This window comes from Streptomyces sp. NBC_00466 (assembly GCF_041433995.1).
Lineage (GTDB): Bacteria > Actinomycetota > Actinomycetes > Streptomycetales > Streptomycetaceae > Streptomyces.
The window spans coordinates 642,134-663,924 of sequence record NZ_CP107896.1; the positions used below are offsets into that span (position 1 = coordinate 642,134).

A 21,791-nucleotide genomic window follows, 5' to 3' on the forward strand; every position below is an offset into this window, starting at 1 on the left:
TCGGACATGGCTGTTACGTTTCCCGTATGACGTTTTACGGACGTGCCATCGCTCTCCTCGTGGACCGGCCGGAGCTGGCCGAAGTGGCGGCGTTCCCCTTCGGTTTCGACGTGGCCGGGGCTGCGCACGGCGCGGCGGTCCGGCTGGCGTCGGGCGCCCCGCTGGAGGCGGTGGCCGGGGACGGTGCGGGTGGCACGTTCTTCGTGTGCGGCGGAGGGCCCGTGCTGTACGCATCGGGTGACGGCACGGCCGGGCTCGTCGCCGCGAGCGCCGACGAGGCGCTGGAGCTGGCGGTCGGGCTGCCCGGGTGGCTCGGTCTGGTGCGTCTGTCCCCCGCCGGGGCCGGGGCGGGACTGCCTGCCGCGGTGACCGCGTCGGAGGAGGCGATACGGGAGTCGCAGCCGGATCTCGACGCCCGGCGGGCCGCACTGCGCGGGGCGCTGGGGCTGCCCGTCCGCTCCCCCGCCGAGCTGTTCGCCCGGCTGCACACGGCCCTGCTCCGTACCGAGCCGGACCATCTGCTGCTCGACACGGCCGGCGGCCGGGCCCGCGCGCGGCTCGATCCGCATCCGCGCACGCCCCTGCGCGAGACGGTGCTGAGTCCCGGTCTGGCGGATCTGGCCCGGCTCCGCGACGACACGGCGCAGTGGGCCGAAGTGACGGGCGACAAGGCGCGGCGCGCCACGGTGCTGCGTGCGGCGCAGTTCGACCGGCAGGACCGCGATCTGCCGCTGCTGCGCTGTCTGCTGGCGGCCGAGACCGCTGATGCGGGGACGAGTGAGGAGCTGCGGCTCGCCGCCGTACTGGTCGCGCTGCACGGCAGCGCGGAGGATCTGCCGCTGCTGCGCGCCGCCCATGCCGCACCTCAGGCCGCCCGTTGGGGCCTGCCCGAGATCCCCGAGCAGCCGGGAGCCGTCGCGGAGTGGGCGCGCGGGCTCGACGGCTCGCACCTGGGCGATGACCCCGCACGGGAGCCTGAGCTGACCTGGATACGGCTGGCCAGGCGGCAGGGCCGCACCGAGCTCGCACGGGTGGCGCTGCTGCGCATCCTGGACGCAGCCGTAGCAGCCGCCTCCGGTGAACAGGCCGATCTGCTGCGGGTGCTGAGCGTCGAGCTGGAGGCGCTCGGCGACCTCGGCCAGGCGGCGCGCGCCCAGTCCGGGCACGCCGCTCTGGTGGACGAGCCGCGCGACCGGGGGGTGGCGTGCCGCAGGCTCGCCGAGCTCGAGCGGCGCACCGGTGACCTGCCGGCGGCCTGGCGGACCCTGCGGCCGGTCCCGGAGATCCTCGACACGGACGGTTCCGAGCGGCGGTGGCGGCGGCTGGGCCTGGGACGGATGGTCGCCGCCGAGCACTTCGAGCTCGCCCGGGCGGCCGCCGGCGCGGGAATCGCGCCGATCGCCCTGGAGTCGCTGGCCGTCGCCAGAGAACTGCACGCCGGAATGGGCAAGTCCGCCCAGCGGAGCCTCGGCATGCTGGCCCAGGAGACGAAGTGGGCCGTGGCCCGGCTCAAGTAGCACCGCGGGTGGGCCGTGGCCCGGCTGAAATCGCACCGCGCGGCAGCAGGCGGCGCGCTGTTCGGCTGTCCGGGCTTCGGCGGCAGGCACGCTTCCGTACCTGCCGCCGGAGCAATCCGTGTCCGCACAGCCGCGTCCGGCTCACGGTGCCCCCCGTCCCGGCGCCGCGACCGGCCCCCGGCCCGTCTCGTCAGACGGTGCTTCCGACCAGCTTGACCAGCCCGGTGACGGTGTCCGCCATCGCCTGCCGCCCGGCCTTGAGGTACTTCCGCGAGTCGACCGCATCGGGCTGCGCCGTCAGCACCTCACGGATCGCCGCGGTCATGGCGATGTTCAGCGCCGTACCGATGTTGACCTTGGCGATACCGCCGGTGACGGCCGCCGACAGTTCGGCGTCCGGCACCCCGGAGGAGCCGTGCAGCACCAGCGGCACGCCGACGGTATCCCGCAGCCTGCCGAGCAGTTCGTGGTCGAGGACCGCGGTGCGCGAGGTCATCGCGTGCGAGCTGCCGATCGCGACGGCGAGCGCGTCCACCCCGGACTCGGCCACAAAGGCGGCGGCCTCCTCCGGACGGGTCCGCGCTCCGGGTGCGTGCGCGTCCAGCGGCGCCGCCCCGTCCTTGCCTCCGACCTCGCCCAACTCGGCCTCGATCCACAGCCCCTGGGCATGCGCCCAGGCGGCCGCATCACGGGTCGCGGCGAGGTTCTCCGCGTACGGAAGGTGCGCTGCGTCGTACATCACCGAGCTGAACCCGGCGTCGGCGGCCTGCCTCAGCAGGGCGTCGCTCTTCACGTGGTCGAGGTGGAGGGCGACCGGTACGGCTGCCGCCCCGGCCAGTTCGGCGGCGGCGCGGGCCAGCGGAAGCACCTGGCCCTGCCGGTACTTCACCGCGTTCTCGCTGATCTGGAGGATGACCGGGGAGCCAGCCGCCTCGGCCCCGGCTATCACCGCCTCGGCGTGCTCCAGCGTGATGATGTTGAACGCGGCCACCGCGCCGCGCCGCGCGGCGGCGTCCGCGACCAGCGCGCCGCTCTCGGCAAGGGACATCGCTCAGCCCTCGGCGAGGATGACGGAGCGGGTGAGGTGACGCGGCGAGTCCGGGTCGAGGCCGCGCGCGGCCGCGATGGCGACGGCGAGGCGCTGTGCCCGTACCAGCTCGGCGAGCGGGTCGAGACCGCCGGCCACCCACATCCCGCGGGTGGAGCGGACCTGCTCCTCCAGGCCCTCGGGGGTCTCGCCGAACATCCAGGTGGCGGTGCCCTCGGTGGTGATGCTGATCGGACCGTGGCGGTACTCCATGGCCGGGTACGCCTCGGTCCAGGAGAGCGACGCCTCCCGCATCTTCAGCGCGGCCTCCTGCGCCAGGCCGTTGCTCCAGCCGCGGCCGAGGAAGGTGAACTGCGAGCAGTCCACGAGCCCTTCGGGCAGCGGCTCGGCGAGCGCGGTCCGCGCGTCGGCCACCACGGCGTCCGTGTGCAGGCCGAGGTGGGCGCGGAGCAGGGTGAGCGCGGTGGTGGCGAACCGGGTCTGGACGACGGACTGCTCGTCGGCGAAGTCGAGGACGACGATGTCGTCGGCGGCCTCCATGACCGGGGTCTTGGGGTCACCGGTGATGGCGGTCGTCCGGGCCTGTCCCCGTACCCTGCCGAGGAGTTCGAGCACCTCGGTCGTGGTGCCCGAGCGGCTGAGTGCGATCACCCGGTCGTAGCTGCGGCTGAAGGGGAACTCGGACGCGGCGAAGGCGTCGGTCTCCCCCTGGCCCGCCCCCTCCCGCAGCGCGGCCACGGCCTGCGCCATGAACCACGAGGTACCGCAGCCGACGATCGCGACGCGCTCCCCGGCGGCCGGCAGCGCCGCCGCCTGGCTCCCGGCCAGCGCCGCGGCGCGCTCCCAGCACTCGGGCTGACTGGCCAGCTCGTTCTGGACATGGCTCATGCTGATCCACCCCTCAAGGTAATGATTGTTTCTGCAAGATACTGCGTTGTTTCAAGCACAATCAAGCAAGTAAGCGTTTCTGGGTTAAGGTCACAGCGTTCCACCGAAGAGGAGAGTGCGAGAGATGTCCCAGTCCCGCGACGCGCGTTGGAAGGCACTCCTGGAACTGCTCGTCGAGCAGGGCCGCCTCGATGTCGAAGCGGCGGCTCTCGCCCTCGATGTCTCGGCCGCCACCATCAGGCGCGATTTCGACCAACTCGCCCAGCAGCAGATGCTGGTGCGCACCCGCGGCGGCGCCGTCGTCCACGGTGTCAGCTATGAACTCCCGCTGCGCTACAAGACAGCCCGGCGCGCCTCCGAGAAGCAGCGCATCGCGCAGGCCGTGGCCGAGCTGATCACCGCGGGCGAGGCGGTCGGCCTGACCGGCGGCACCACCACCACGGAGGTGGCCCGCGCGCTCGCCGTCCGGCCCGACCTGGCGTCCGGCACCCCGGCGCTCACCGTCGTGACCAACGCGCTGAACATCGCCAACGAGCTGGCGATCAGGCCCCAGTTCAAGATCGTGGTGACCGGCGGGGTGGCCCGCCCCCAGTCGTACGAGCTGACGGGCCCCCTCGCCGACGGCGTACTCGGCCAGATCACCATGGACACCGCCGTGCTCGGGGTGAACGGCTTCGATGTCGTCCATGGCGCCGCCGCGCACCACGAGGACGAGGCGGGCATCAACCGGCTGCTGTGCGAGCGCGCCGAGCGCGTGGTCGTCGCGGCGGACTCCACCAAGCTCGGGACCCGTGCCTTCGCCAGGATCTGCACCACCGACCAGGTGGACACCCTGGTCACGGACACCGGCATCAGTGAGGAGATGACCGCTCTCTTCACCGATGCCGGTGTCGAGGTCATCGCGGTGTGAGCCCCGGAGCCGCGTCCCGCGCGCCCCGCTGCTGCCCCGACTCGAAGTAGGCGATCAGCTCCGGGTCCAGCGGCGGTACGTCGTACGGCGTCCCGCCGGACCGCAGCGACTGCGTGGCCATCACTCCGGCGGCCACACTCATCCGGGCGGCGACCGGCGAGGTGTCGGTCACCCCGCCGTCCCTGGCGAAGCGGCAGAACTCACCGATGATCCGCTCGTCCGAACCGCCGTGCGAGCCCTTCGAGTCCGGCACCTTGTAGACCACGTCGGCGTCGGCCCGGTAGCCGGTCGGGCCGGTGTTCCAGACCTTGACCTCGTCGCCCGGCCGGTCGCCGAAGTTCTCCAGACGTCCCTCGGTCCCGATGACCGTGTAGTTGCGGAAGTAGTCGGGGCTGAAGTGGCACTGCTGGTAGGCGGCGATCACGCCGTTGTCCAGCCGCATGTTCATGACCGACACGTCCTCGACGTCCACCACGTGGTGGAGGTCCTTGCGGGTGGCCGGCGGCCAGTCGAACTCCCGCAGCCAGCCGTCGGGCCGCGGGGTGCCCGGCTCGCGGCGCGGCAGGTCCCCGTACATCATGAGGTCGCCCATGGCGTTGACGCGCGAGGTGTAGCCGTTGGCCAGCCAGTGCACCACGTCGATGTCGTGGGCGGCCTTCTGGAGCAGCAGCCCGGTGGTGCGGGTGCGGTCGGCGTGCCAGTCCTTGAAGTAGTAGTCGCCGCCGTACGAGACGAAGTGCCGCACCCACACGGTCTTCGGCTCACCGATGTCGCCGCGCGCGATGATGTCGCGCATCAGCCGCACCACACCCATGTGCCGCATGTTGTGGCCGACGTAGAGCCGGGTGCCGGTCTCGTGTGCGGTGCGCAGGATGGTGTCGCACTGTTCGACGGTGATGCCGAGCGGCTTCTCCACGTACACCGGCTTGCCCGCGCGCAGGATGTCGCAGGCGACGGCCTCGTGGGTGTCGTCGGGGGTGGCCACGATGACGGCGTCGACCGTGTCGTCGTCGAGCAGCTTGCGGTAGTCGTCCACGGCGACCGCCCCGGCGAACCGGTCCGCCACCGTGGCCCGCACGGCGGGGTCGGTGTCGGCGACGGCGGTCACGACGGACCCGGCGCCGGGACGGTGGGCGGCATCGGCCAGATTGGCCCGCAGACCGAGGCCGACCACGCCGATACGGAGGTCTTGCATGGTGCTCCTTGAACGCAGTTGTGCGGATGCGGCGGTGGTGGCGGTGGCGGTACCGCCGGTCACTTGGTGGTCAGCGCGATGGACTTCTCGAACTCGGCGCGGATCTTGTCTCCGCCGCCGGAGCGCCAGGTGCGCACCAGGCCGTCGTATGCCGAGACCGGCTTGCGCCCGGCGACGATGTCCTTGATGCCGTCGTTGACGGCCATCGTCAGCGAGGCGCCCTGGCTGGCGTTCGTGTCGGAGTAGTGGCCGACCGTCGGGTTGATCACGGCCATGGCGATGAGCTTCTTCTGCCAGTCGTGGATCCGGCGGGTCAGATCGGCCTGGCCCGGCAGGTAGAGGTACTCGGGTGCGTTGGCCAGGAAGGAGACCGGCATCCCCGTCGTCACGGCTTCCGCGTTGCCCTTGTCCGTCAGCTCGACGTCGCCCTTCGCTGTGCGGTGGAAGTGCGTTCCCTCGATCCCGTTGTCGAGGAACAGCCGCTCCTCGGTGCCGAACGGGGCAGCGAGGTAGTCGAGGACCTTGAGGAGCATGTCCAGACGCTTCTTGTCGGCCTTCTTGTTGATCGCGGTGAAGCCGACCGAGCCGAGACCGTAGTAGAAGTGCGGGGTCACCCCGGCCTTGGCGGCGAACGGAAGGATCATCCCGAAGGGGAAGTTGTATGTCTTGACGTCCACCAGGAAGGAGGGGAAGGACTGGACGTACGCGCCGAGGGAGCCCTGCGCCATCTTCTCGCGGGTCGTGGTGAGGTTCGGGTCCGGCCAGAACAGCCCGGCCTTGCTGACCTTCACTCCGAATTCCAGCGCCTCGCGGTATTCGTCGGTCTCGAACTGGTGGACCAGTTTGCCGTTCTTCAGGGACCATCCGGAGGGGGCGCCGAACCACTGGGCGTACATGCCGACATGGTTCACATAGGCGGGCTCCAGAACGTACTTGTGGCGCTTGACGTCCAGCAGTTCCTTGCCCTTGGCGAGGAAGTCATCGGCGCTGGTGAAAGTGGCACCGCCGACCGGCTTCCAGAAGTCCTCATTGGTGACATAGACCTGGCCCATACGGCCGTACGCCACCGGTACGCCGAAGATCTTGCCGTTGATGACGGCCGTCTTCCAGGCGAATTCCGGGAGGTTGGCGAGGTTCGGGTACTTCTTGACCGCGTCGCCCGAGAGATGCGCGGTGAGGTCCTGGAACTTCGCGTCCAGCAGTTCGGGAATCCGGCGCAGCCCCTGGTTCGGGGGAATCCACACGAGGTCGGGAATCTCGCCGCCCGCTATCGCCGCGTTGAACTTGGACGAGTAGCTGTCGTCGGTGGTCTCGACGACGATGTTCATCCTGAATTCCGAACCCAGGCGCTTGTTGAGCTCCTTCCAGTAGGCGTTCTTGCCCATCGCGGGAGCCGGCGTCGTGAAGGTCTCCGTCAGAGCGGTGATCGGTGAGCCGTCGCCGGGCGGCGCGGCGACCGACTTGACCAGGTTCTTCGGGTAGCGGAGGTAGGCGGCGTCCAGGCCCTCAGCGCTGCCCGCGAGGTCCGGCGCCGCGACCTTGGCGGGCACGTACGTCGGGAGCTTGACCTTGTTGAACGCTTCGGCGCCCTTGCCCGCGGCAGCGGTCCCGGTGGAACACCCGGTGAGCGTCGACATTCCGGTGGCGGCGAGTCCGACGACACCCGCGGCGCCGAGGAACGTACGCCGGTTGACGTGCTGAGAAGACATGATTCTCCTGGGAAGGCAGGACCGGTGAGAGGGATCGGCCGGTGAGAGAGGTCAGCCCTTGACGGCGCCCGTGAGGACACCCTTGGCGAAGTGCTTCTGCAGGAACGGGTAGACCAGCAGGATCGGCACGAGCGCGATGATGAGCACGGCCATCTGGAGTGAGATCGAGGGCGGCAGCACATTCACGCCGAGTGCGTGGGCGTTGATCGTCTCGCCCTGGACGACATACGAGCGCAGGATGACCTGGAGCGGGTATTTCCCCGAGTCGTTCATGAACAGCAGGGCGTTGAAGAAACTGTTCCAGTAACTGACCGCGTAGAAGAGTCCCGCCACCGCGATGACGGCCTTGGAGAGCGGCAGCACGATGCGGCAGAGAATGGCCAGTTCACCCGCGCCGTCGAGACGTGCGGCCTCGTACAGCTCGGTGGGAATTCCCTGGAAGAACGCCCGCACCACGATCACGTTGAACACATTGAGCAGGACCGGCAGGATCAGCGACGCATAACTGTCGAGCAGACCGAGCTGCTGCACCACGAGATATGTGGGGATGATGCCCGGCGCGAACAGGAAGGTGCCGAGCACGATCAGCAGGATGGGCTTGCCCATCAGCATCCCGGGCCGGGAGAGGCCGTAGGCCAGCGTGACCGTGCAGAGCAGGCTGAGCGCGGTGCCGATCAGGGTGATCCCGATGCTCACCAGCGTCGCCCGGGTCACCACACCGCCCTGGAGCAGCACGCTGTACGCCTGGAACGTCGGGTGGTGCGGAATGAGCACGTAACCGCCGCGCGCCTCCAGCTCCTTCTGGCCGGCCAGGCTGGTGCCGAGCGCCAGCAGGAACGGGTACGTCACCATGACGACGATCAGCGCGAGCGCGAGCGCCTTCGCGCCCTGGCCGAACCAGCTGGGGCGTTCCATCCACGGTGGGCGCTGCCCGCCGGACCGCAGCCGGGCCAGGTAGTTCTCTCGCTTCGGAGCGACTGACGTGGTCATCGGTAGACCCCCTGCTCACCGAAGCGGTGGGCCAGCTTGTTCGCCGCGACGATCAGCCCGAGGCCGATCACGCCCTTCATCAGCCCTGCGGCCGTGCTCATGCCCCAGTCCCCGTCGATCACGCCGTGGTAGTAGACGTAGGTGTCGAGCACTTCCGACGCATCGGGTCCCACCGCGTCGCGCTGGAGCAGCATCTGCTCGAAACCGACCGAGAGGATGTCGCCGAGGCGCAGGATCAGCATCATGATGATCACCGGCCGGATCCCGGGCAGGGTGACGTGCCACATGCGCCGCCAGGTGCCCGCGCCGTCCATCGCGGCCGACTCGTACTGCGTCATGTCGATGGAGGCCATCGCGGCGAGGAAGATGATCGCGCCGTAGCCGCAGTCCTTCCAGATCATCTCCGAGGTGACGAGCACCTTGAAGGTGTCCGGGTTGCTCATGATGTTGCCGACCGCGAGGCCGTGGTTCTGCAGCAGGCTGGTGACCGTGCCGGTACCGCCGAAGACCTGCTGGAACATCGCCACGACCACGACCCAGGACAGGAAGTGCGGGAGGTACACGACGGTCTGGACGAGCCGCCTGACCTTCTCCCCGACCAGGGAGTTGAGCAGCAGCGCCAGGGCGATGGGGGCCGGGAAGTAGAGGATCAGCTGGAGGACGGTGATCTCCAGCGTGTTGCGCACGGCGGACCAGAACTCCGGCTGGGCTAGCAGCGCGGTGAAGTTCTGGAAGCCGACGAACGGGCTCGACTTGAAGCCGAGGAACGGCTGGTAGTCCTGGAACGCGACGACGTTGCCAGCCAGCGGCAGATAGAAGAACACCGCGAAGTACAGGACGCCCGGCACACACAGCAGCAGAAGCATGCGGTCACGCCGGAACCGCTGACCGAACGACTTCCGCCCGCGAGGGCTCCCGGCCGGGGGTACGACCGGGGAGGACGGCTTGTCGTCAGGGGCTTCCGACTGAGATGTGGACGGACGGGGCGAAGTGGGCGCAGCGGCCGACACAGTCACCTCCGCGTAGAGGGTGGTCAGGGGACGCAGACCTGCCGAACCCCGTCCAAAAGCGGAATCTGGTGTTCTGGCCTGCAAGATGCACTGATCCTGCACTGCCCGAGATGGAAATGACAAGAGCTGCTCGGAAAAACCTTTGACAGCGCAGTTACGAGCACGTTTCACGCACTCTTCGAGCACGGAACGGTCTCTGACCTGCACGGCAGGGGCTCACGGGGGTCGCTTCGGCCGCCCTCGTCCCCAACTGGGCGGCGGAGAAACGGAGTACGCGGGGACGGAGACGGCCGGAGTTCACCCGGGCGCGCCGGTGTCAGTGGCCGACGGCGACCGCGGTGCGGATCAGTCCGTCCCGTATCGTCCAGGTTCCGTCGAATCCGGTGAGCGTCTTCCCGGCGACCACGGGTCCTGGCACGAGCAGCCGTGCGGTGAACGTGCCGGAGTCCGGGTCCGGGGTGATCACGGCATCCTCGAAACCGAGCCACCGGCCGGTGATCGGGTACCAGGCCTTGTACACGCTCTCCTTGGCGCTGAAGAGCAGCCGGTCCCAGCAGACCTCCGGGCGCCGGGCGGCCAGCTCCGGCAGCTGCCGCCGCTCCTCGGCCACGGTGACCAGCTGCAGTTCTCCCTGACCCGGCATCGGGAGGTGCGGCTCGGCGTCCATGCCGAGCGCCACCACATCGGCCGCGCGGGCCACGGCGGCCGCACGGTAACCCGCGCAGTGCGTCATGGCGCCGACGATCCCGGCGGGCCACAGCGGCTCGCCCCGGGCGCCGCGCAGGATGGCGGCGGGCGCCACTCCGAGCTGGGCCAGCGCCGCCCGGGCGCAGGCCCGCGCCGTCGCGAACTCGGCCCTGCGGGAGGGCACCGCGCGCGCCACCAACTGCTCCTCCCCGGGGAGGAGCGGGGCCGTCTCCACGGGGTCACCGTAGGACTCGACCAGCACGACCGAACCGGTCACCGGCTCCCTCGCGCCCGGCTCCCCCGCCTCCGCCTCCGCCTCCGCCTCCAGTGCGAACGCCCCGAACCTGCCGGTTCGCAGACCGGGCCCCGGGATGCCCCCCGGCTGTGTCATCCGCACGTCAGATCCTCAACCCGGCCGAGAGCAGGGACAGTTGACGGTCGAAGAGCGCGGCGAGATCCTCGGCGCCGCCGCCCTCCGTCCAGTACCGGACGACCGCCGAGAAGACAGCGGTGATCGCCGCGGCGGCGCAGTGCACCTCAAGGTCGCCCGGTTCGCGGCCCGTTCGCTCCACGATCAGTGCGGCGACGGCGTCCTGGCTGCGCAGCTGCTCGTCCGCCGCACGCACCCTGATGGCGGGGACGGTGAAGGCGAGCCGGGTTCTGAACAGCAGCTCTTCCCGGTCGGCGCCCAGGAGTTGGGCCAGCGTGCCGGTGAACGCGTGCCGGACGGCCTCCACGACCGGTTCGCCGGCCGGCCGGGACTTCAGCGCCTCCGCGAGCACCGGGGCGTACTCGTCGACGAGGACCACGTCCTCCTTGGTGGGGAAGTACCGGAAGAAGGTGCTGGGCGAGACCTCGGCCGCCTCGGCGATCCGGTCGACCGTCGTCGCCGCGTACCCCTGCTCGGCGAAGAGGCGGTACGCCTCACGCCGGATGGTCCGCCGGGTCTTCAGCTTCTTGCGCTCGCGCAGCCCGGGAGCGGGCGTCGCGGAGGCGGTCGGGGTCTCCGTGGGGCTCATACGGTGATTCTCCGTGCCGGGGCGCTCGTGTGGCCACCTCGGTGCCGCTTCCGCAGCCAAGGCCGGAGAGGGCGGGCGCGGGCAGGGCCCCGCGGCGCTGTGGCCGCGGGGCCCTGCCCGGTTTGCTCTCAGCCCGGTACTCTCAGCCCGCGTCCGGCGTGAGCCGCAACGAGATGGAGTTGATGCAGTACCGCTGGTCGGTCGGGGTCGGATAGCCCTCGCCCTCGAAGACATGTCCGAGGTGCGAGCCGCACCTCGCGCAGCGCACCTCGATCCGGCGCATCCCGTGCGAGGTGTCCTCGATCAGTTCAACCGCGTCGGTGTCCTTCGGATCGTAGAAGGACGGCCAGCCGCAGTGCGATTCGAACTTGGTGTCCGAGCGGAAGAGCTCGGCGTCACAGGCCCGGCACGAGTAGACACCGGTCGTCTTCGTGTCCGTGTACTCGCCGACGAAGGCGGGCTCGGTGCCGGCCTTGCGCAGCACTGCGTACTCCGCTTCGGACAGCTCGGCCCGCCACTGCTCGTCCGGCTTCTCGATGTCGTACGGCATGGCGCTCCCTCAGCTCGACAGGTGGTCCAGGATCCGCGGGCCGAGGTCGGTGACGTCGCCCGCTCCCATGGTGAGAACGAGATCACCGGGCTTCGCCATTCCCGCGACGGTCGCCGGGACCTGCTCCTTGTCGTGGACGGCCGTCACGTCGGCGCCCGCCGCGCGGGCTGCATCGATGATCAGCTCGCTGGTGATGCCCGGGATCGGGTCCTCGCGGGCCGGGTAGATGTCCAGCACCACCGAGGCGTCCGCGAGGCGCAGCGCCTGGCCCATCTCGATGCCCAGCTCCTGGGTGCGGGAGAACAGGTGGGGCTGGAAGACCACCAGGATCCGCGCGTCGCCGACCGCGCCGCGCATCGCTTCGAGGTCGGCGGTCATCTCGGTGGGGTGATGGGCGTACGAGTCGACGACCTGGACCCCCGCCGCCTCGCCCTTGAGCTGGAGGCGGCGCTTGACCCCGGTGTACTTGCCGAGCGCGGACGCCAGGTTGTGCGCCGGGATACCGAGGGCGACACCGGCCGCCAGGGCGGCGACCGCGTTGTGGGCGTAGTGGCGGCCGGGGACCGAGACCGTGAAGGTCAGGAACTTCCCGTTGAGCAGGACCGTGACCTCGCTGGTCAGACCGCGCGGGGTGACCTTGTGGACGCGTACGTCGGCCGTGTCGGACGCGCCGTAGGTGACGACCTTCAGGGTGGAGAGGTCGCGGACCCGGGCGGTCAGTTCGACCGCGCCCGGCTGGTCGGCGTTGATGACCAGGGTGCCGCCGGGGACGATCTTGCCCACGAAGGTCTCGAAGGAGTCGTAGATCTCGTCCATCGAGGCGTAGTTGGCGTGGTGGTCCAGCTCGACGTTGAGGACGACGGCGACCTCGGGGTCGTACTTCTGGAAGCTGCGGTCGCTCTCGTCGGCCTCCGCGACGAAGATGTCGCCCTTGCCGTGCCGGGCGTTCGTACCGGGGCCCGCCAGGTCGCCGCCGATCGCGTACGCCGGGTCGAGCGCGAGCTCGGTCAGGGCCACGGCGAGCATCGAGGTGGTCGTCGTCTTGCCGTGCGTGCCGGCCACCGCGATGGAGCGCAGCCCCCTCATCAGCGAGGCGAGCGCGTCCGAGCGGTGCACCACCGGGATGGACAGCTCCGCGGCACGGACCAGCTCCGGGTTGTCCTCGCGGATGGCGCTGGAGACGACGACGCAGGTCGCGTCCTCCGCCAGATGCCCGGCCGCGTGGCCCACGTGCACCGTCACACCCAGCCCGCGCAGCGCCTCGGCGGCCGGGGAGTCACGGGCGTCGCTGCCGGCCACCTGGGCGCCGCGCTGGGCGAGGATCTTCGCGATGCCCGACATCCCGGCGCCGCCGATGCCGATGAAGTGCGGTCGGTCCATGGCGGTCGGGCTACCGGGTGCCATACGGGTGTCTCCCCAAGCTGTACTTCTGCGGAATGGAAGGCCCCAGCCTATTCGCTGTGCGCGAAGAGTTTGAGCACCGGTACGCCCACCTTGTGACGGGCCCGCGAGGCCCAGTCCCGGTGGAAGAACTCCTCCACGTAGTGCGGCGCGGTGAGCACGATCACCTCATCGGCCGACTCCTCCATGACCACGGACTGCAGCACATCGAGCGGATGCTCCTCGACGACCCGTCCTGCCGCCTTGCAGCCGGTGGCCCGCAGCGCCTCCAGCGACTGCAGGAGCGCGGATTCCGCCGGGATCCTCGCCGCCTGCCCTTCCGGCACCTCGGTCTCGCGGCCCGCCTCGTCGAGTTCGCCCAGGGCCACGTCGTCGATCGCCCGGAGCAGGAAGTCCGCCTGGTCGCCTCGTGGCTGCATGAGCACGATGAAGGAGACGGGATCGTCCCCGTGCAGCGTGGTCACGAACTCCACGTCCTCGGACGTCAGAGGTTTCTCGATCATCAATACGCTCGTGAACAACTGAGGGCCCTTCTGCTGAAACCATCCTTCCCCGTGCCCGCACGGGGTCTGCGATCTAAGTCTGCCCAAAGAACGGTAAGCGGAACGGTAGATTCCGCAGATTGTCAGATACGAACGTATCGGGCAAAAAGGAACCCGGCCTCTTCCAGCAGTGCGGCCAGGGCGAACCGGTCGGGCACCGCGAGCCCCGGACCACCCACGATGCGCTGGGCATCACCCGATGTGAGCATCGGCGAGAGCGTCAGGCACAGCTCGTCCAGCACCCCGGCCGACACGAACTGACCGAGCATCCGCGGCCCGCCCTCGGTCAGCAGCCGCCGGAAACCGAGAGCGACCAGCTCCCGCACGGCCCTGGCCGGGTCGACCGCACGCGCGTCCCCCGCGATCACGACCCGCGCACCCGCCTGCCGCGCCGCTTCCAGCCGGTCCTGCGGAGCCCCTGCGCCGGTGATCACCAGGGTCGGCACGAGCGGAGCGGTGAACAGCGGAAGCGAGAAGTTCAGGTCCAGACTCGCGCTGACCACCGCGATGGCCGGCGCGGGGCCCTGCCCGGCCGCCTCGCGCCGCTCGGCGAAGGCCGCCCGCGCCTTCGCCGGGCGGTACCCCTCCAGACGTACGGTTTCCGCGCCGACCACCACCACATCGGCGAGCGCGCGCAGGGTGCCGAAGATCCGCATGTCCGTCTCGGTCGAGATCGGCTGCGAGCGTCCCTCGTGCTGGGCGGCGCCGTCGAGCGAGGAGACCATGTTGGCGCGCAGCCACCCACGGTCCTGTCCGGTGTCCGCCGGATACGCGTAGGCCTCGGCGAGCTCGTCCAGGCTCCACTCACGAGCAGCCCCGCCGGGCTGCTCCGTTCCGGGAGCGGCAGGTGTCTGGTCGGTCACAGGGAGCAGGCGTCGCATGTCAGGCAGTGTGGCATGGCCATTACGCTGGGGTCGTGTCGTCGCCCATAGCTGAAGTGGTCCCCCAGTCCCTGTGCGCCCGCGAGCCGCGCGTCCCGGCCGACCGTCTGGTCGCCGAGATGGTGCCGCCACCGCGCTTCGACTCGGTCCGCTTCGATACGTACGTACCGGACCCGAACCAGCCGAGCCAGAGCGAGGCGGTGACCGTGCTCAGCGCCTTCGCCGCGGGGCTCGGCGGGGCGACGGCCAGTGGCGCGGGCCGCAAGCGCTGGTTCGGCGGCCGCAAGCCGGCCGCGCCCGCGGGGCCGCGCGGTGTCTATCTCGACGGCGGCTACGGCGTGGGCAAGACCCATCTGCTCGCCTCCCTCTGGCACGCCACGCCCGCCCCGGCGGAGCACAAGGCGTTCGGCACCTTCGTCGAACTGACCAATCTGGTCGGCGCGCTGGGCTTCCAGCAGACCGTCCAGACGCTGAGCAGCCACCGGCTGCTCTGCATCGACGAGTTCGAGCTGGACGACCCGGGCGACACCGTGCTGGTCTCCTCGCTGCTCAGCAGGCTGGTCGAGGCGGGCGTCGCACTCGCCGCCACCTCCAACACACTGCCCGGCAAGCTCGGCGAGGGCCGGTTCGCGGCGGCCGACTTCCTGCGGGAGATCCAGGGGCTCTCGGCCCACTTCAGGCCGCTGCGGATCGATGGCGACGACTACCGCCACCGGGGTCTGCCCGAGGCCCCCGCCCCGTACGACGACGAGCAGGTCACCAAGGCGGCGTACGCGACCGCCGGCGCCTCGCTCGACCCCTTCCCCGCCCTCCTCGACCATGTCGCCCGGATCCACCCGAGCCGGTACGGCGCACTGACCGAGGGCATCAGCGCGGTCTGCCTCACCGGTGTGCAGCCGGTGGACGACCAGTCGACGGCGCTGCGTCTGGTCGTACTCGCCGACCGGCTCTACGACCGGGAGGTCCCGGTACTCGCCTCCGGGCTCCCCTTCGACCGGCTCTTCAGTGACGAGATGCTGAACGGCGGATACCGCAAGAAGTACTTCCGGGCGATCTCCCGGCTGACGGCGCTGGCACGCGACGCAAAGCCGCTGGTGGGCCAGTAGGTTGGAAATCCGCCACCGGATCCGCCACCGGATCCGCCGCCTGAAGGGAATCAACATGGCCACCACGCGTGTCGCCCACACGGTCTGGGAGGGCGAGCTCTTCAAGGGCTCGGGCACGGTCACCCTCGACACCTCGGGCATCGGCGAATACCCGGTCACCTGGGCCTCCCGTGCCGAGACGGCGAACGGCAGGACCAGCCCGGAGGAGCTCATCGCGGCCGCGCACTCCAGCTGCTTCTCGATGGCCCTCTCGAACGGCCTGACCGGTGCGGGCAATCCGCCCACCAGGCTGGTCACGCAGGCGGAGGTCACCTTCCAGCCGGGCGAGGGCATCACCGGTATCCACCTCACCGTAGAGGGCGAGGTTCCGGGCATCGACGCGGACGGCTTCACCGCGGCGGCCGAGGACGCCAAGGCCAACTGCCCGGTCAGCCAGGCCCTCACGGGTACGAAGATCACGCTGAGCGCCAAGCTGAGCTGAGCCGCCGTTCCCGCCGGCCGGGCACGCCCCGGCCGGCCCGCTCTCAGCCGGAGCAGGCGGTCCGGCCCGCCTCCTGCCACTCGCAGACGGGGCAGAGCGTCGCACCGCGCGTCGACTCCGGGTACTCGGTCGGCTTGCGGCACAGCACGCACTCGGCGTAGGGAGGGCCGCCCGGTGCGGCTCCGGGTGCGGGTGCGGGTGCCGCAGGGGCCTCGCAGTAGGACTCGTCCATGCGTACGAGCCTACTCAGCCGCGCCTCTGCCTCAGCCGGGCGCTGTCTCAACCGGCCACTGTCCCAACCGGCCGCTGTCTCAGTCGGCCGCTGTCTCAGTCGGCCGCTGTCCCAACCGGGCCCCCGCCTCAGCCGGGCCGGCCGCGCTCGGCCCAGCCCCTGCCCGGCCGGGCTCCCCCGCTCAGCCCCGCCGTGCGGCGAGCGCGCTCGCGACCGCGGCCGCCGGGGCCGCGACCAGCACCGCGACGAACAGAGGCAGCACCGGGGTGTGCACGGTGCCGGTGCGCGACCCGGAGACCAGGCCGTACACCGCAGTCCGGGCGGGCGAGCCCCTGGTGACCAGCAGCAGGAGCGCGGCGAGTGAGGTGGCCGCGACCGACCAGCCCCTGCCGTGCAGCACCGGGCGGGTGAGGACCGCGCCCGCGGCGGCGCCGGTCAGCACGGAGACGAACGAGGCGAGCAGCCCGGCCACCCCGGCCGGGAGCAGCGGAACGGCCACCTGGTGGCCGGTGTCGGTCGGGGAGCTGATCAGCGTGATCACCAGGGTGCCCGCGCAGCCGAGCAGGGCCGCGCACCCCGCGGCGACGCCCAGCGAGGCGAGATGGCCCCGGCGCGGGCCGGTCGCGGCCGCGACGCAGTCGCGGGCGGCCGCAGGTTCCTGGTTGACGCAGATCCGTACCAGCCAGGCCGCGACCGGCAGCAGCGCGGCGGCGCCGTAGCCGAGCGAGTCGAGCACCGGATCGCCGCTCCCGGCGCCCACCGCGAGGAAGATCCCGTACAGCAGCACGGGCGGCAGCCAGCGCTGGGAGCGGAGCAGCAGAGCCGCCTGGTAGCGGAGCAGTGCGGTCATCGTTCCCCGTCGGTGAGCGGCTCCGCGAGAGAGCCGGCGGCGGTGACCGCGCGGATGTGCCAGGGCGGGCGCGCCGCGAGCAGGGCGCGCAACAGGGCGTCGGAGTACGCGGCGGAGACGGTGAACACCGTGGTGTCCGCCCGGCTTTCGTGCGCCGGGCTCCCCGGCAGCCCGGCGGGGACCACCGCCCCCGGCGGCCCGCCGGCCTCGATCCGGACCGCGCGCCCCCGGGCCGCGGTCTGCTGTGCCGGCACCGCGGGGACCTGGACGAGCGCGGTCCCCTCGACCCGCAGCCGCAGATCGGCCGCGCCTGCCAGACGCTGCGGATCGTGGTCGACGAAGACGGCCGTGCCACCGGCCGCGACCCGCTCGGCGACCGCGCGGTCGAGCTCCGCACGGGCCGCCGTGTCCAGGCCGGTCCAGGCCTCGTCGAGGATCAGCAACTCGGGCCCGGCCAGCAGCGCCTGGGCGACCGCGACCTTCTGTGCGGTGCCCTTGGACAGCTCGCCGATCGGTGTACGGGCATGGTCCGCCGCCCCGAAGCGGGTCAGCCACTCCTCGGCGCGCGCCGCGGCGACGGCCCGCCGCAGACCGTGGATCCGGCCGAGGTGCACGAGATAGCCGGTGGCGGTGAACGGCAGGGCGGCGGGGAAGCGTTCGGGGACGTACGCGGTGCGGGGGCGGCCCGTGATCCGGCCCGCTGTCGGGACGTCGATCCCGGCGAGCAGCCGGAGCAGGGTGGATTTTCCGCTGCCGTTGGGGCCTTCGACCCGGACCAGCGAGCGTGTGGGCAGGTCGAGGCCGACCCCGCGCAGCACCCAGGGGCCGCCGAGGCCGTACCGGCGGCCCACCTCTTCGAGCCTCAGTGCTGCTGCGGCTTCTCGGGCTTGGCCTCGCTGGGCCGTACGATCACGAATCCCTCGCCCTGGAGCATCAGTTGGACGGCTTCACCGGAGCCGCCGCGGATCATGGAGCCGATCGACTGCGAGCGGTGCAGCGAGGTCTGCAGCTGGGCGGACCAGCCGACCACCGCGTCGGTGTCGACGTAGACCGGCTGCTGCGGGGTGACCGGGATGACGATGGGGTTGCCCTCGCAGATCAGCCCGAGCTTGCCGTACCCGGTGAAGAGGCTGTTGAAGAGCCCGCCGCCCGCGATGCCCGAGCCCTTCACGGTCTTGATCTCGTACGAGAGCGTGGAGTCGAAGCACAGCACGTTGCGGCCGTTGATGGTGATCGCGTCGCCCTGCTCCACGTCGACGATGAAGCAGTTCGCCGCCTCGTGCGCGAACCAGGCCTCGCCCTGCCCGGTGACGGACATCAGCGGCAGCCCCTCGCCGGTGACGGCCCGCTTGAGCATCCCGCCTATGCCCTGGCCCTTGCGCTCGAACTGCAGACTCCCCCGGTAAGCGATCATCGCGCCCTGTCGCGCGAGCATGTCACCGTTGACGGTGTACTTGATCGACTTGGCGTTCTGCAGGGACATCCCGGGGGCTGTCGCCTGCTGCGCCATGTGCTCGGTCTGGAAAAGATCGCTCTTCATGGGGGCATCCTCACCCGGAAGATTGCCCTCCGCCAAGAATCCGCCGACAATCCGCCGGGCACCGCCGGGAATCCGGGGGAATGCGCGGGAAACCCGCCGGGACCCGACTGGCAGACTGGGGCGGATGAGCAGCAACGACAGCCCCTTCCAGGCGGAGCCGACGGCACGCGACGAGGCCCCGCAGTTCGTCCTTCCGCTGGTGGTCCACATCGAGAAGGCCGAACCTCCGGCCCGTACGGACGCACTGGAGACGGCGGCGCGTGCGGTGCTCGTGATGCTGTCGGACGAACGCTCGCTGGGCGACGGCGAATGGGCGCGGGCGATGGCGGACTGGCAGGACGCCCGGATCCGCAAGGTCGTACGGCGGGCGCGCGGCGCCGAGTGGCGCAAGGCGTCGGCGCTGCCGGGCATCACGGTCACCGGGTCCGCGGCCGAGGTACGGGTCTTCCCTCCGGTGCCGCTGGACGGCTGGCCGAAGGAGCTGGCGAAGCTCCAGGTCAGCGGCACCGACCTGGACGATTCCGGGCCGCTGCCCGCGCCGGACCGTACCGCGCCGGTCATCTGGCTCAACCCCCGGCTGGACATGTCGGCGGGCAAGTCGATGGCGCAGACCGGCCATGGCGCCCAGCTCGCCTGGTGGGAGCTTTCGGACTCCGAGCGGGACGCGTGGCGGGCCGCCGGGTTCCCGCTGTCGGTACGGACGGCGGCCCCCGGCCACTGGGGCGAACTGACCACGAGCGGGCTGCCGGTCGTGCATGACGCGGGATTCACCGAGATCGCGCCCGGGGAAACCGTCGTGACCGAAGGGGGCAGCCGCTTCTGCCCGCTCCCGCGCGGACGACGGCCGTAGGCGGGGCTGCCGGATGTCCTGGCCGGCTCGGCCGGCACGGCCGGCACCCTGCTACGACCAGTGGGCCGTCAGCCCGGGTGTGCCGGCCGGGCAGGAGTACAGCACGCCGAGAGGATGCGATGTGCCGCCCCTGGCTGTGCTCGCGCCCACCAGAAGTACGTTCCAGGGCAGTGCGCTCGCGGTCTCCACGACGATCTCGTCCCCCGACCGCCGGGTGGTGAAGACGGCCGCCTCTCCCGAGCCGTCGGGCAGCGGGACGGCCGTCACTGCCGTCGACCCGTCGGCGGGGGCGTGGACGCCCAGCGTCACACCGTCCGCCCAGTCGTACACCGGCCTGTCGGCGACCGCTCCGAACGGCACGACGGCGCCCTCCCTGGCGAGCAGCGGAAGGGTGTCGAAGCCGTGCGTCTCCCGCCGCCAGCCCCGCCCCGGGATCCGTTCCCCGGTAAGAACGTTGGTCCAGGTGCCGGCCGGCAGGTAGTACTCGACGGTGCCGTCCTCGGTGAAGACAGGCGCCACCAGCAGGTCGTCGCCGAGCATGTACTGCCGGTCGAGGAACCGGCAGGCCGGGTCGTCGGGGAACTCCAGCACCATGGCGCGCATCACCGGTGTACCCGCCCCGGCCGCCTGGACGGCGGCTCGGTACAGGTACGGCATCAGCCGGTGCTTGAGCCGGGTGAAGGAGCGGGTGACGGCGACCGCCTCGTCGCCGTAGTCCCACGGGACGCGGTAGGACCTGCTGCCGTGCAGCCGGCTGTGCGACGACAACAGCCCGAACTGGACCCAGCGTTTGAACAGTGCCGGTGTCGGCGTGCCCTCGAAGCCCCCGATGTCGTGGCTCCAGAAACCGAAGCCCGAAAGGCCGAGCGACAGCCCGCCCCGCAGCGATTCGGCCATCGCCTCGAACGACGATTCGCAGTCGCCGCCCCAGTGCACCGGCAGCCGCTGGCCTCCGGTGGTCGCCGAGCGGGCGAAGACGACGGCCTCCCCCTCGCCGCGCACCTCCCGCAGCAGGTCGAAGACGGTCTCGTTGTACAACTGCGTGTAGTAGTTGTGCATCCGCTCCGGGTCCGAGCCGTCGTACCAGGCCACGTCGACGGGCACCCGCTCGCCGAAGTCGGTCTTGAAGCAGTCCACACCCTGGTCGAGCAGCAGCCGCAGCTTGCCCGCGTACCAGTCCCGCGCCGCGGGGCTGGTGAAGTCGACCAGCGCCATGCCGGCCTGCCACCTGTCCCACTGCCATACGTCGCCGTCCGGCTTCCTCAGCAGATGCCCGAGCGCCATGCCCTCAGCGAACAGGGGTGACTTCTGGGCGATGTACGGATTGATCCATACGCAGATCCGCAGGCCCTGCTCCTTGAGCCGGGCCAGCATGCCCACCGGGTCGGGGAAGACGTCCGGGTCCCAGACGAAGTCGCTCCACTGGTACTCGCGCATCCAGAAGCAGTCGAAGTGGAAGACGCTCAGCGGAATTTCGGCCTCGGCCATGCGCGTGACGAACCGGGTGACCGTGGTCTCGTCGTAGGAGGTGGTGAAGGACGTGGACAGCCACAGGCCGAACGACCAGTCGGGCGGCAGCGCGGGGCGGCCGGTCAGCGCCGTGTAGCGGGCGAGAACCTCCTTGGGTGTCGGGCCATACACGACGAAGAATTCCAGCGACTGGTCCTCGACGCTGAACTGGACCCGCCCGACGGACTCCGAGCCGACCTCGTAGGACACCCGGCCGGGGTGGTTGACGAAGACTCCGTACCCCCGGTCGGTGAGGTGGAACGGGACATTCTTGTAGGCCTGTTCGCTGCTCGTCCCGCCGTCGGCCTGCCAGATGTCGACGCTCTGGCCGTTCCGTACGAACGGCGTGAAGCGCTCGCCGAGGCCGTACACACTCTCACCGACGCCCAGCGACAGCTGCGTGAGCATGAAGTGCCGGTCGTCATCGCCGACCGCGAAGCCGGTGCCGCGCGGGCCGACGGAGGTCAGGGCCCGGCCGCCGCCGCTGAAGTCCAGCTGCCACGGCGCCTCGGTGTCGACCGTCAACGACAGCTCACCGGAAGCGAGTTCGATGACGGATCCCCGGCGCACAACCCTGGCCGCGGAATCCTCCGACGGGCTGAGGGCGAACTCGGGCCGCCGGGGAGCCCGTCCGCCGTGGTGGGTGGTGCGGACGCCGATCACACCTTCGGCGGGCGACCAGCATTCCACCGTCAGCAGCGGCCCGTTGAGGGTGTCGCCCCGGGACGCGACCCGGCCCACCGGCGCGTACAGGGTCAGCCGGTCGCCGGTGACAACGGCGTCCGCCACGGAGACCGCATGGTGGGCACTGACGCCGGGGCGCATGAGCCAGTAGCCGTCGGTGAACTTCATCGGTTCTCCTGCTCGGGTGTGTTC

Annotated in this window: 22 protein-coding genes; 5 read left to right on the forward strand and 17 right to left on the reverse strand. The window is 70.8% G+C overall.

From position 1 onward, the window contains the following. The first annotated feature begins 26 nt into the window (after window positions 1-26). Window positions 27-1,517: a hypothetical protein gene (locus OG210_RS02885; RefSeq protein ID WP_371534922.1), complete on the forward strand. Its 1,491-nt coding sequence runs from the start codon at window positions 27-29 to the stop codon at window positions 1,515-1,517. A gap of 190 nt (window positions 1,518-1,707) precedes the next feature. Here OG210_RS02885 and OG210_RS02890 read toward each other — a convergent pair whose 3' ends face one another. Together OG210_RS02890 and OG210_RS02895 are read right to left on the reverse strand one after the other, a co-directional pair. Beyond that, window positions 1,708-2,565: a class II fructose-bisphosphate aldolase gene (locus OG210_RS02890; RefSeq protein ID WP_328332713.1), complete on the reverse strand. Its 858-nt coding sequence runs from the start codon at window positions 2,563-2,565 to the stop codon at window positions 1,708-1,710. A gap of 3 nt (window positions 2,566-2,568) precedes the next feature. Then, window positions 2,569-3,453, reverse strand: a complete 885-nt coding sequence (locus OG210_RS02895) for a sugar isomerase (RefSeq protein WP_328332711.1) — start codon at window positions 3,451-3,453, stop codon at window positions 2,569-2,571. 124 nt (window positions 3,454-3,577) lie between these two features. Between OG210_RS02895 and OG210_RS02900 the strand changes: the two genes are divergently transcribed. Continuing rightward, the gene (locus tag OG210_RS02900; protein WP_266851854.1) at window positions 3,578-4,363 is read left to right on the forward strand and encodes a DeoR/GlpR family DNA-binding transcription regulator; all 786 of its coding nucleotides are present in this window, start codon (window positions 3,578-3,580) and stop codon (window positions 4,361-4,363) included. On the opposite strand, the gene OG210_RS02905 is transcribed toward OG210_RS02900, so the two are convergent. From OG210_RS02905 to OG210_RS02950, 10 genes are all read right to left on the reverse strand, one after another. Further along, window positions 4,350-5,558 (reverse strand): Gfo/Idh/MocA family oxidoreductase, encoded by a 1,209-nt coding sequence (locus OG210_RS02905; protein WP_328332708.1) that lies wholly within the window; start codon window positions 5,556-5,558, stop codon window positions 4,350-4,352. The two genes, OG210_RS02900 and OG210_RS02905, sit on opposite strands and share 14 nt — an antisense overlap. A gap of 59 nt (window positions 5,559-5,617) precedes the next feature. Next, window positions 5,618-7,267 (reverse strand): extracellular solute-binding protein, encoded by a 1,650-nt coding sequence (locus tag OG210_RS02910; RefSeq protein WP_328332706.1) that lies wholly within the window; start codon window positions 7,265-7,267, stop codon window positions 5,618-5,620. A gap of 51 nt (window positions 7,268-7,318) precedes the next feature. Next, the gene (locus tag OG210_RS02915; protein ID WP_371534923.1) at window positions 7,319-8,257 is read right to left on the reverse strand and encodes a carbohydrate ABC transporter permease; all 939 of its coding nucleotides are present in this window, start codon (window positions 8,255-8,257) and stop codon (window positions 7,319-7,321) included. Then, entirely contained in the window at window positions 8,254-9,267 is a 1,014-nt protein-coding gene (locus tag OG210_RS02920) for an ABC transporter permease subunit (protein ID WP_328332704.1), read from the reverse strand. Before OG210_RS02920 ends, OG210_RS02915 begins: the two co-directional genes overlap by 4 nt. Window positions 9,268-9,583: 316 nt before the next feature. Then, window positions 9,584-10,345 (reverse strand): 4'-phosphopantetheinyl transferase superfamily protein, encoded by a 762-nt coding sequence (locus OG210_RS02925; protein ID WP_328332702.1) that lies wholly within the window; start codon window positions 10,343-10,345, stop codon window positions 9,584-9,586. Between the two features lie 7 nt (window positions 10,346-10,352). Next, window positions 10,353-10,973: a TetR family transcriptional regulator gene (locus tag OG210_RS02930; protein ID WP_328332700.1), complete on the reverse strand. Its 621-nt coding sequence runs from the start codon at window positions 10,971-10,973 to the stop codon at window positions 10,353-10,355. A gap of 142 nt (window positions 10,974-11,115) precedes the next feature. Beyond that, on the reverse strand, window positions 11,116-11,523 hold the full coding sequence (gene msrB / locus OG210_RS02935) for a peptide-methionine (R)-S-oxide reductase MsrB (RefSeq protein WP_328332698.1): 408 nt from the start codon (window positions 11,521-11,523) through the stop codon (window positions 11,116-11,118). A 9-nt stretch (window positions 11,524-11,532) separates the two neighbouring features. Next, entirely contained in the window at window positions 11,533-12,927 is a 1,395-nt protein-coding gene (gene murC / locus OG210_RS02940; RefSeq protein WP_328332696.1) for a UDP-N-acetylmuramate--L-alanine ligase, read from the reverse strand. A 47-nt stretch (window positions 12,928-12,974) separates the two neighbouring features. Continuing rightward, the gene (locus OG210_RS02945; protein ID WP_328332694.1) at window positions 12,975-13,445 is read right to left on the reverse strand and encodes an indole-3-glycerol phosphate synthase; all 471 of its coding nucleotides are present in this window, start codon (window positions 13,443-13,445) and stop codon (window positions 12,975-12,977) included. A gap of 104 nt (window positions 13,446-13,549) precedes the next feature. Next, a complete protein-coding gene (locus tag OG210_RS02950; RefSeq protein ID WP_371534924.1) occupies window positions 13,550-14,347 on the reverse strand; it encodes a pyrimidine reductase family protein in 798 nt (265 codons plus the stop codon). A gap of 35 nt (window positions 14,348-14,382) precedes the next feature. On the opposite strand from OG210_RS02950, the gene zapE reads away from it, so the two are divergent. Both zapE and OG210_RS02960 read left to right on the forward strand, forming a co-directional pair. Beyond that, a complete protein-coding gene (gene zapE / locus OG210_RS02955) occupies window positions 14,383-15,453 on the forward strand; it encodes a cell division protein ZapE (protein ID WP_328332690.1) in 1,071 nt (356 codons plus the stop codon). Between the two features lie 55 nt (window positions 15,454-15,508). Beyond that, window positions 15,509-15,934 carry an OsmC family protein gene (locus OG210_RS02960; RefSeq protein WP_328332688.1) on the forward strand — a complete coding sequence of 142 codons (426 nt, stop codon included), beginning with the start codon at window positions 15,509-15,511 and terminating at the stop codon, window positions 15,932-15,934. Window positions 15,935-15,977: 43 nt separating this feature from the next. On the opposite strand, the gene OG210_RS02965 is transcribed toward OG210_RS02960, so the two are convergent. The 4 genes from OG210_RS02965 to OG210_RS02980 form a co-directional block, all read right to left on the reverse strand. Continuing rightward, the gene (locus OG210_RS02965; protein WP_328332686.1) at window positions 15,978-16,166 is read right to left on the reverse strand and encodes a hypothetical protein; all 189 of its coding nucleotides are present in this window, start codon (window positions 16,164-16,166) and stop codon (window positions 15,978-15,980) included. A gap of 181 nt (window positions 16,167-16,347) precedes the next feature. After that, the gene (locus tag OG210_RS02970) at window positions 16,348-17,016 is read right to left on the reverse strand and encodes an ABC transporter (protein ID WP_328332684.1); all 669 of its coding nucleotides are present in this window, start codon (window positions 17,014-17,016) and stop codon (window positions 16,348-16,350) included. Then, window positions 17,013-17,882, reverse strand: a complete 870-nt coding sequence (locus OG210_RS02975; RefSeq protein ID WP_328335644.1) for an ABC transporter ATP-binding protein — start codon at window positions 17,880-17,882, stop codon at window positions 17,013-17,015. The genes OG210_RS02970 and OG210_RS02975 overlap by 4 nt, the downstream gene beginning before the upstream one ends. Then, window positions 17,879-18,556, reverse strand: coding sequence for an AIM24 family protein (locus OG210_RS02980; RefSeq protein ID WP_328332682.1), 678 nt, complete (start codon window positions 18,554-18,556; stop codon window positions 17,879-17,881). The genes OG210_RS02975 and OG210_RS02980 overlap by 4 nt, the downstream gene beginning before the upstream one ends. A gap of 124 nt (window positions 18,557-18,680) precedes the next feature. Here OG210_RS02980 and OG210_RS02985 point away from each other — a divergent pair, with 124 nt between their 5' ends. Then, the gene (locus OG210_RS02985) at window positions 18,681-19,406 is read left to right on the forward strand and encodes a peptidyl-tRNA hydrolase (protein ID WP_328332680.1); all 726 of its coding nucleotides are present in this window, start codon (window positions 18,681-18,683) and stop codon (window positions 19,404-19,406) included. A gap of 51 nt (window positions 19,407-19,457) precedes the next feature. Here OG210_RS02985 and yicI read toward each other — a convergent pair whose 3' ends face one another. Continuing rightward, window positions 19,458-21,767, reverse strand: coding sequence for an alpha-xylosidase (yicI, locus tag OG210_RS02990; protein ID WP_328332678.1), 2,310 nt, complete (start codon window positions 21,765-21,767; stop codon window positions 19,458-19,460). Window positions 21,768-21,791 lie beyond the last annotated feature (24 nt).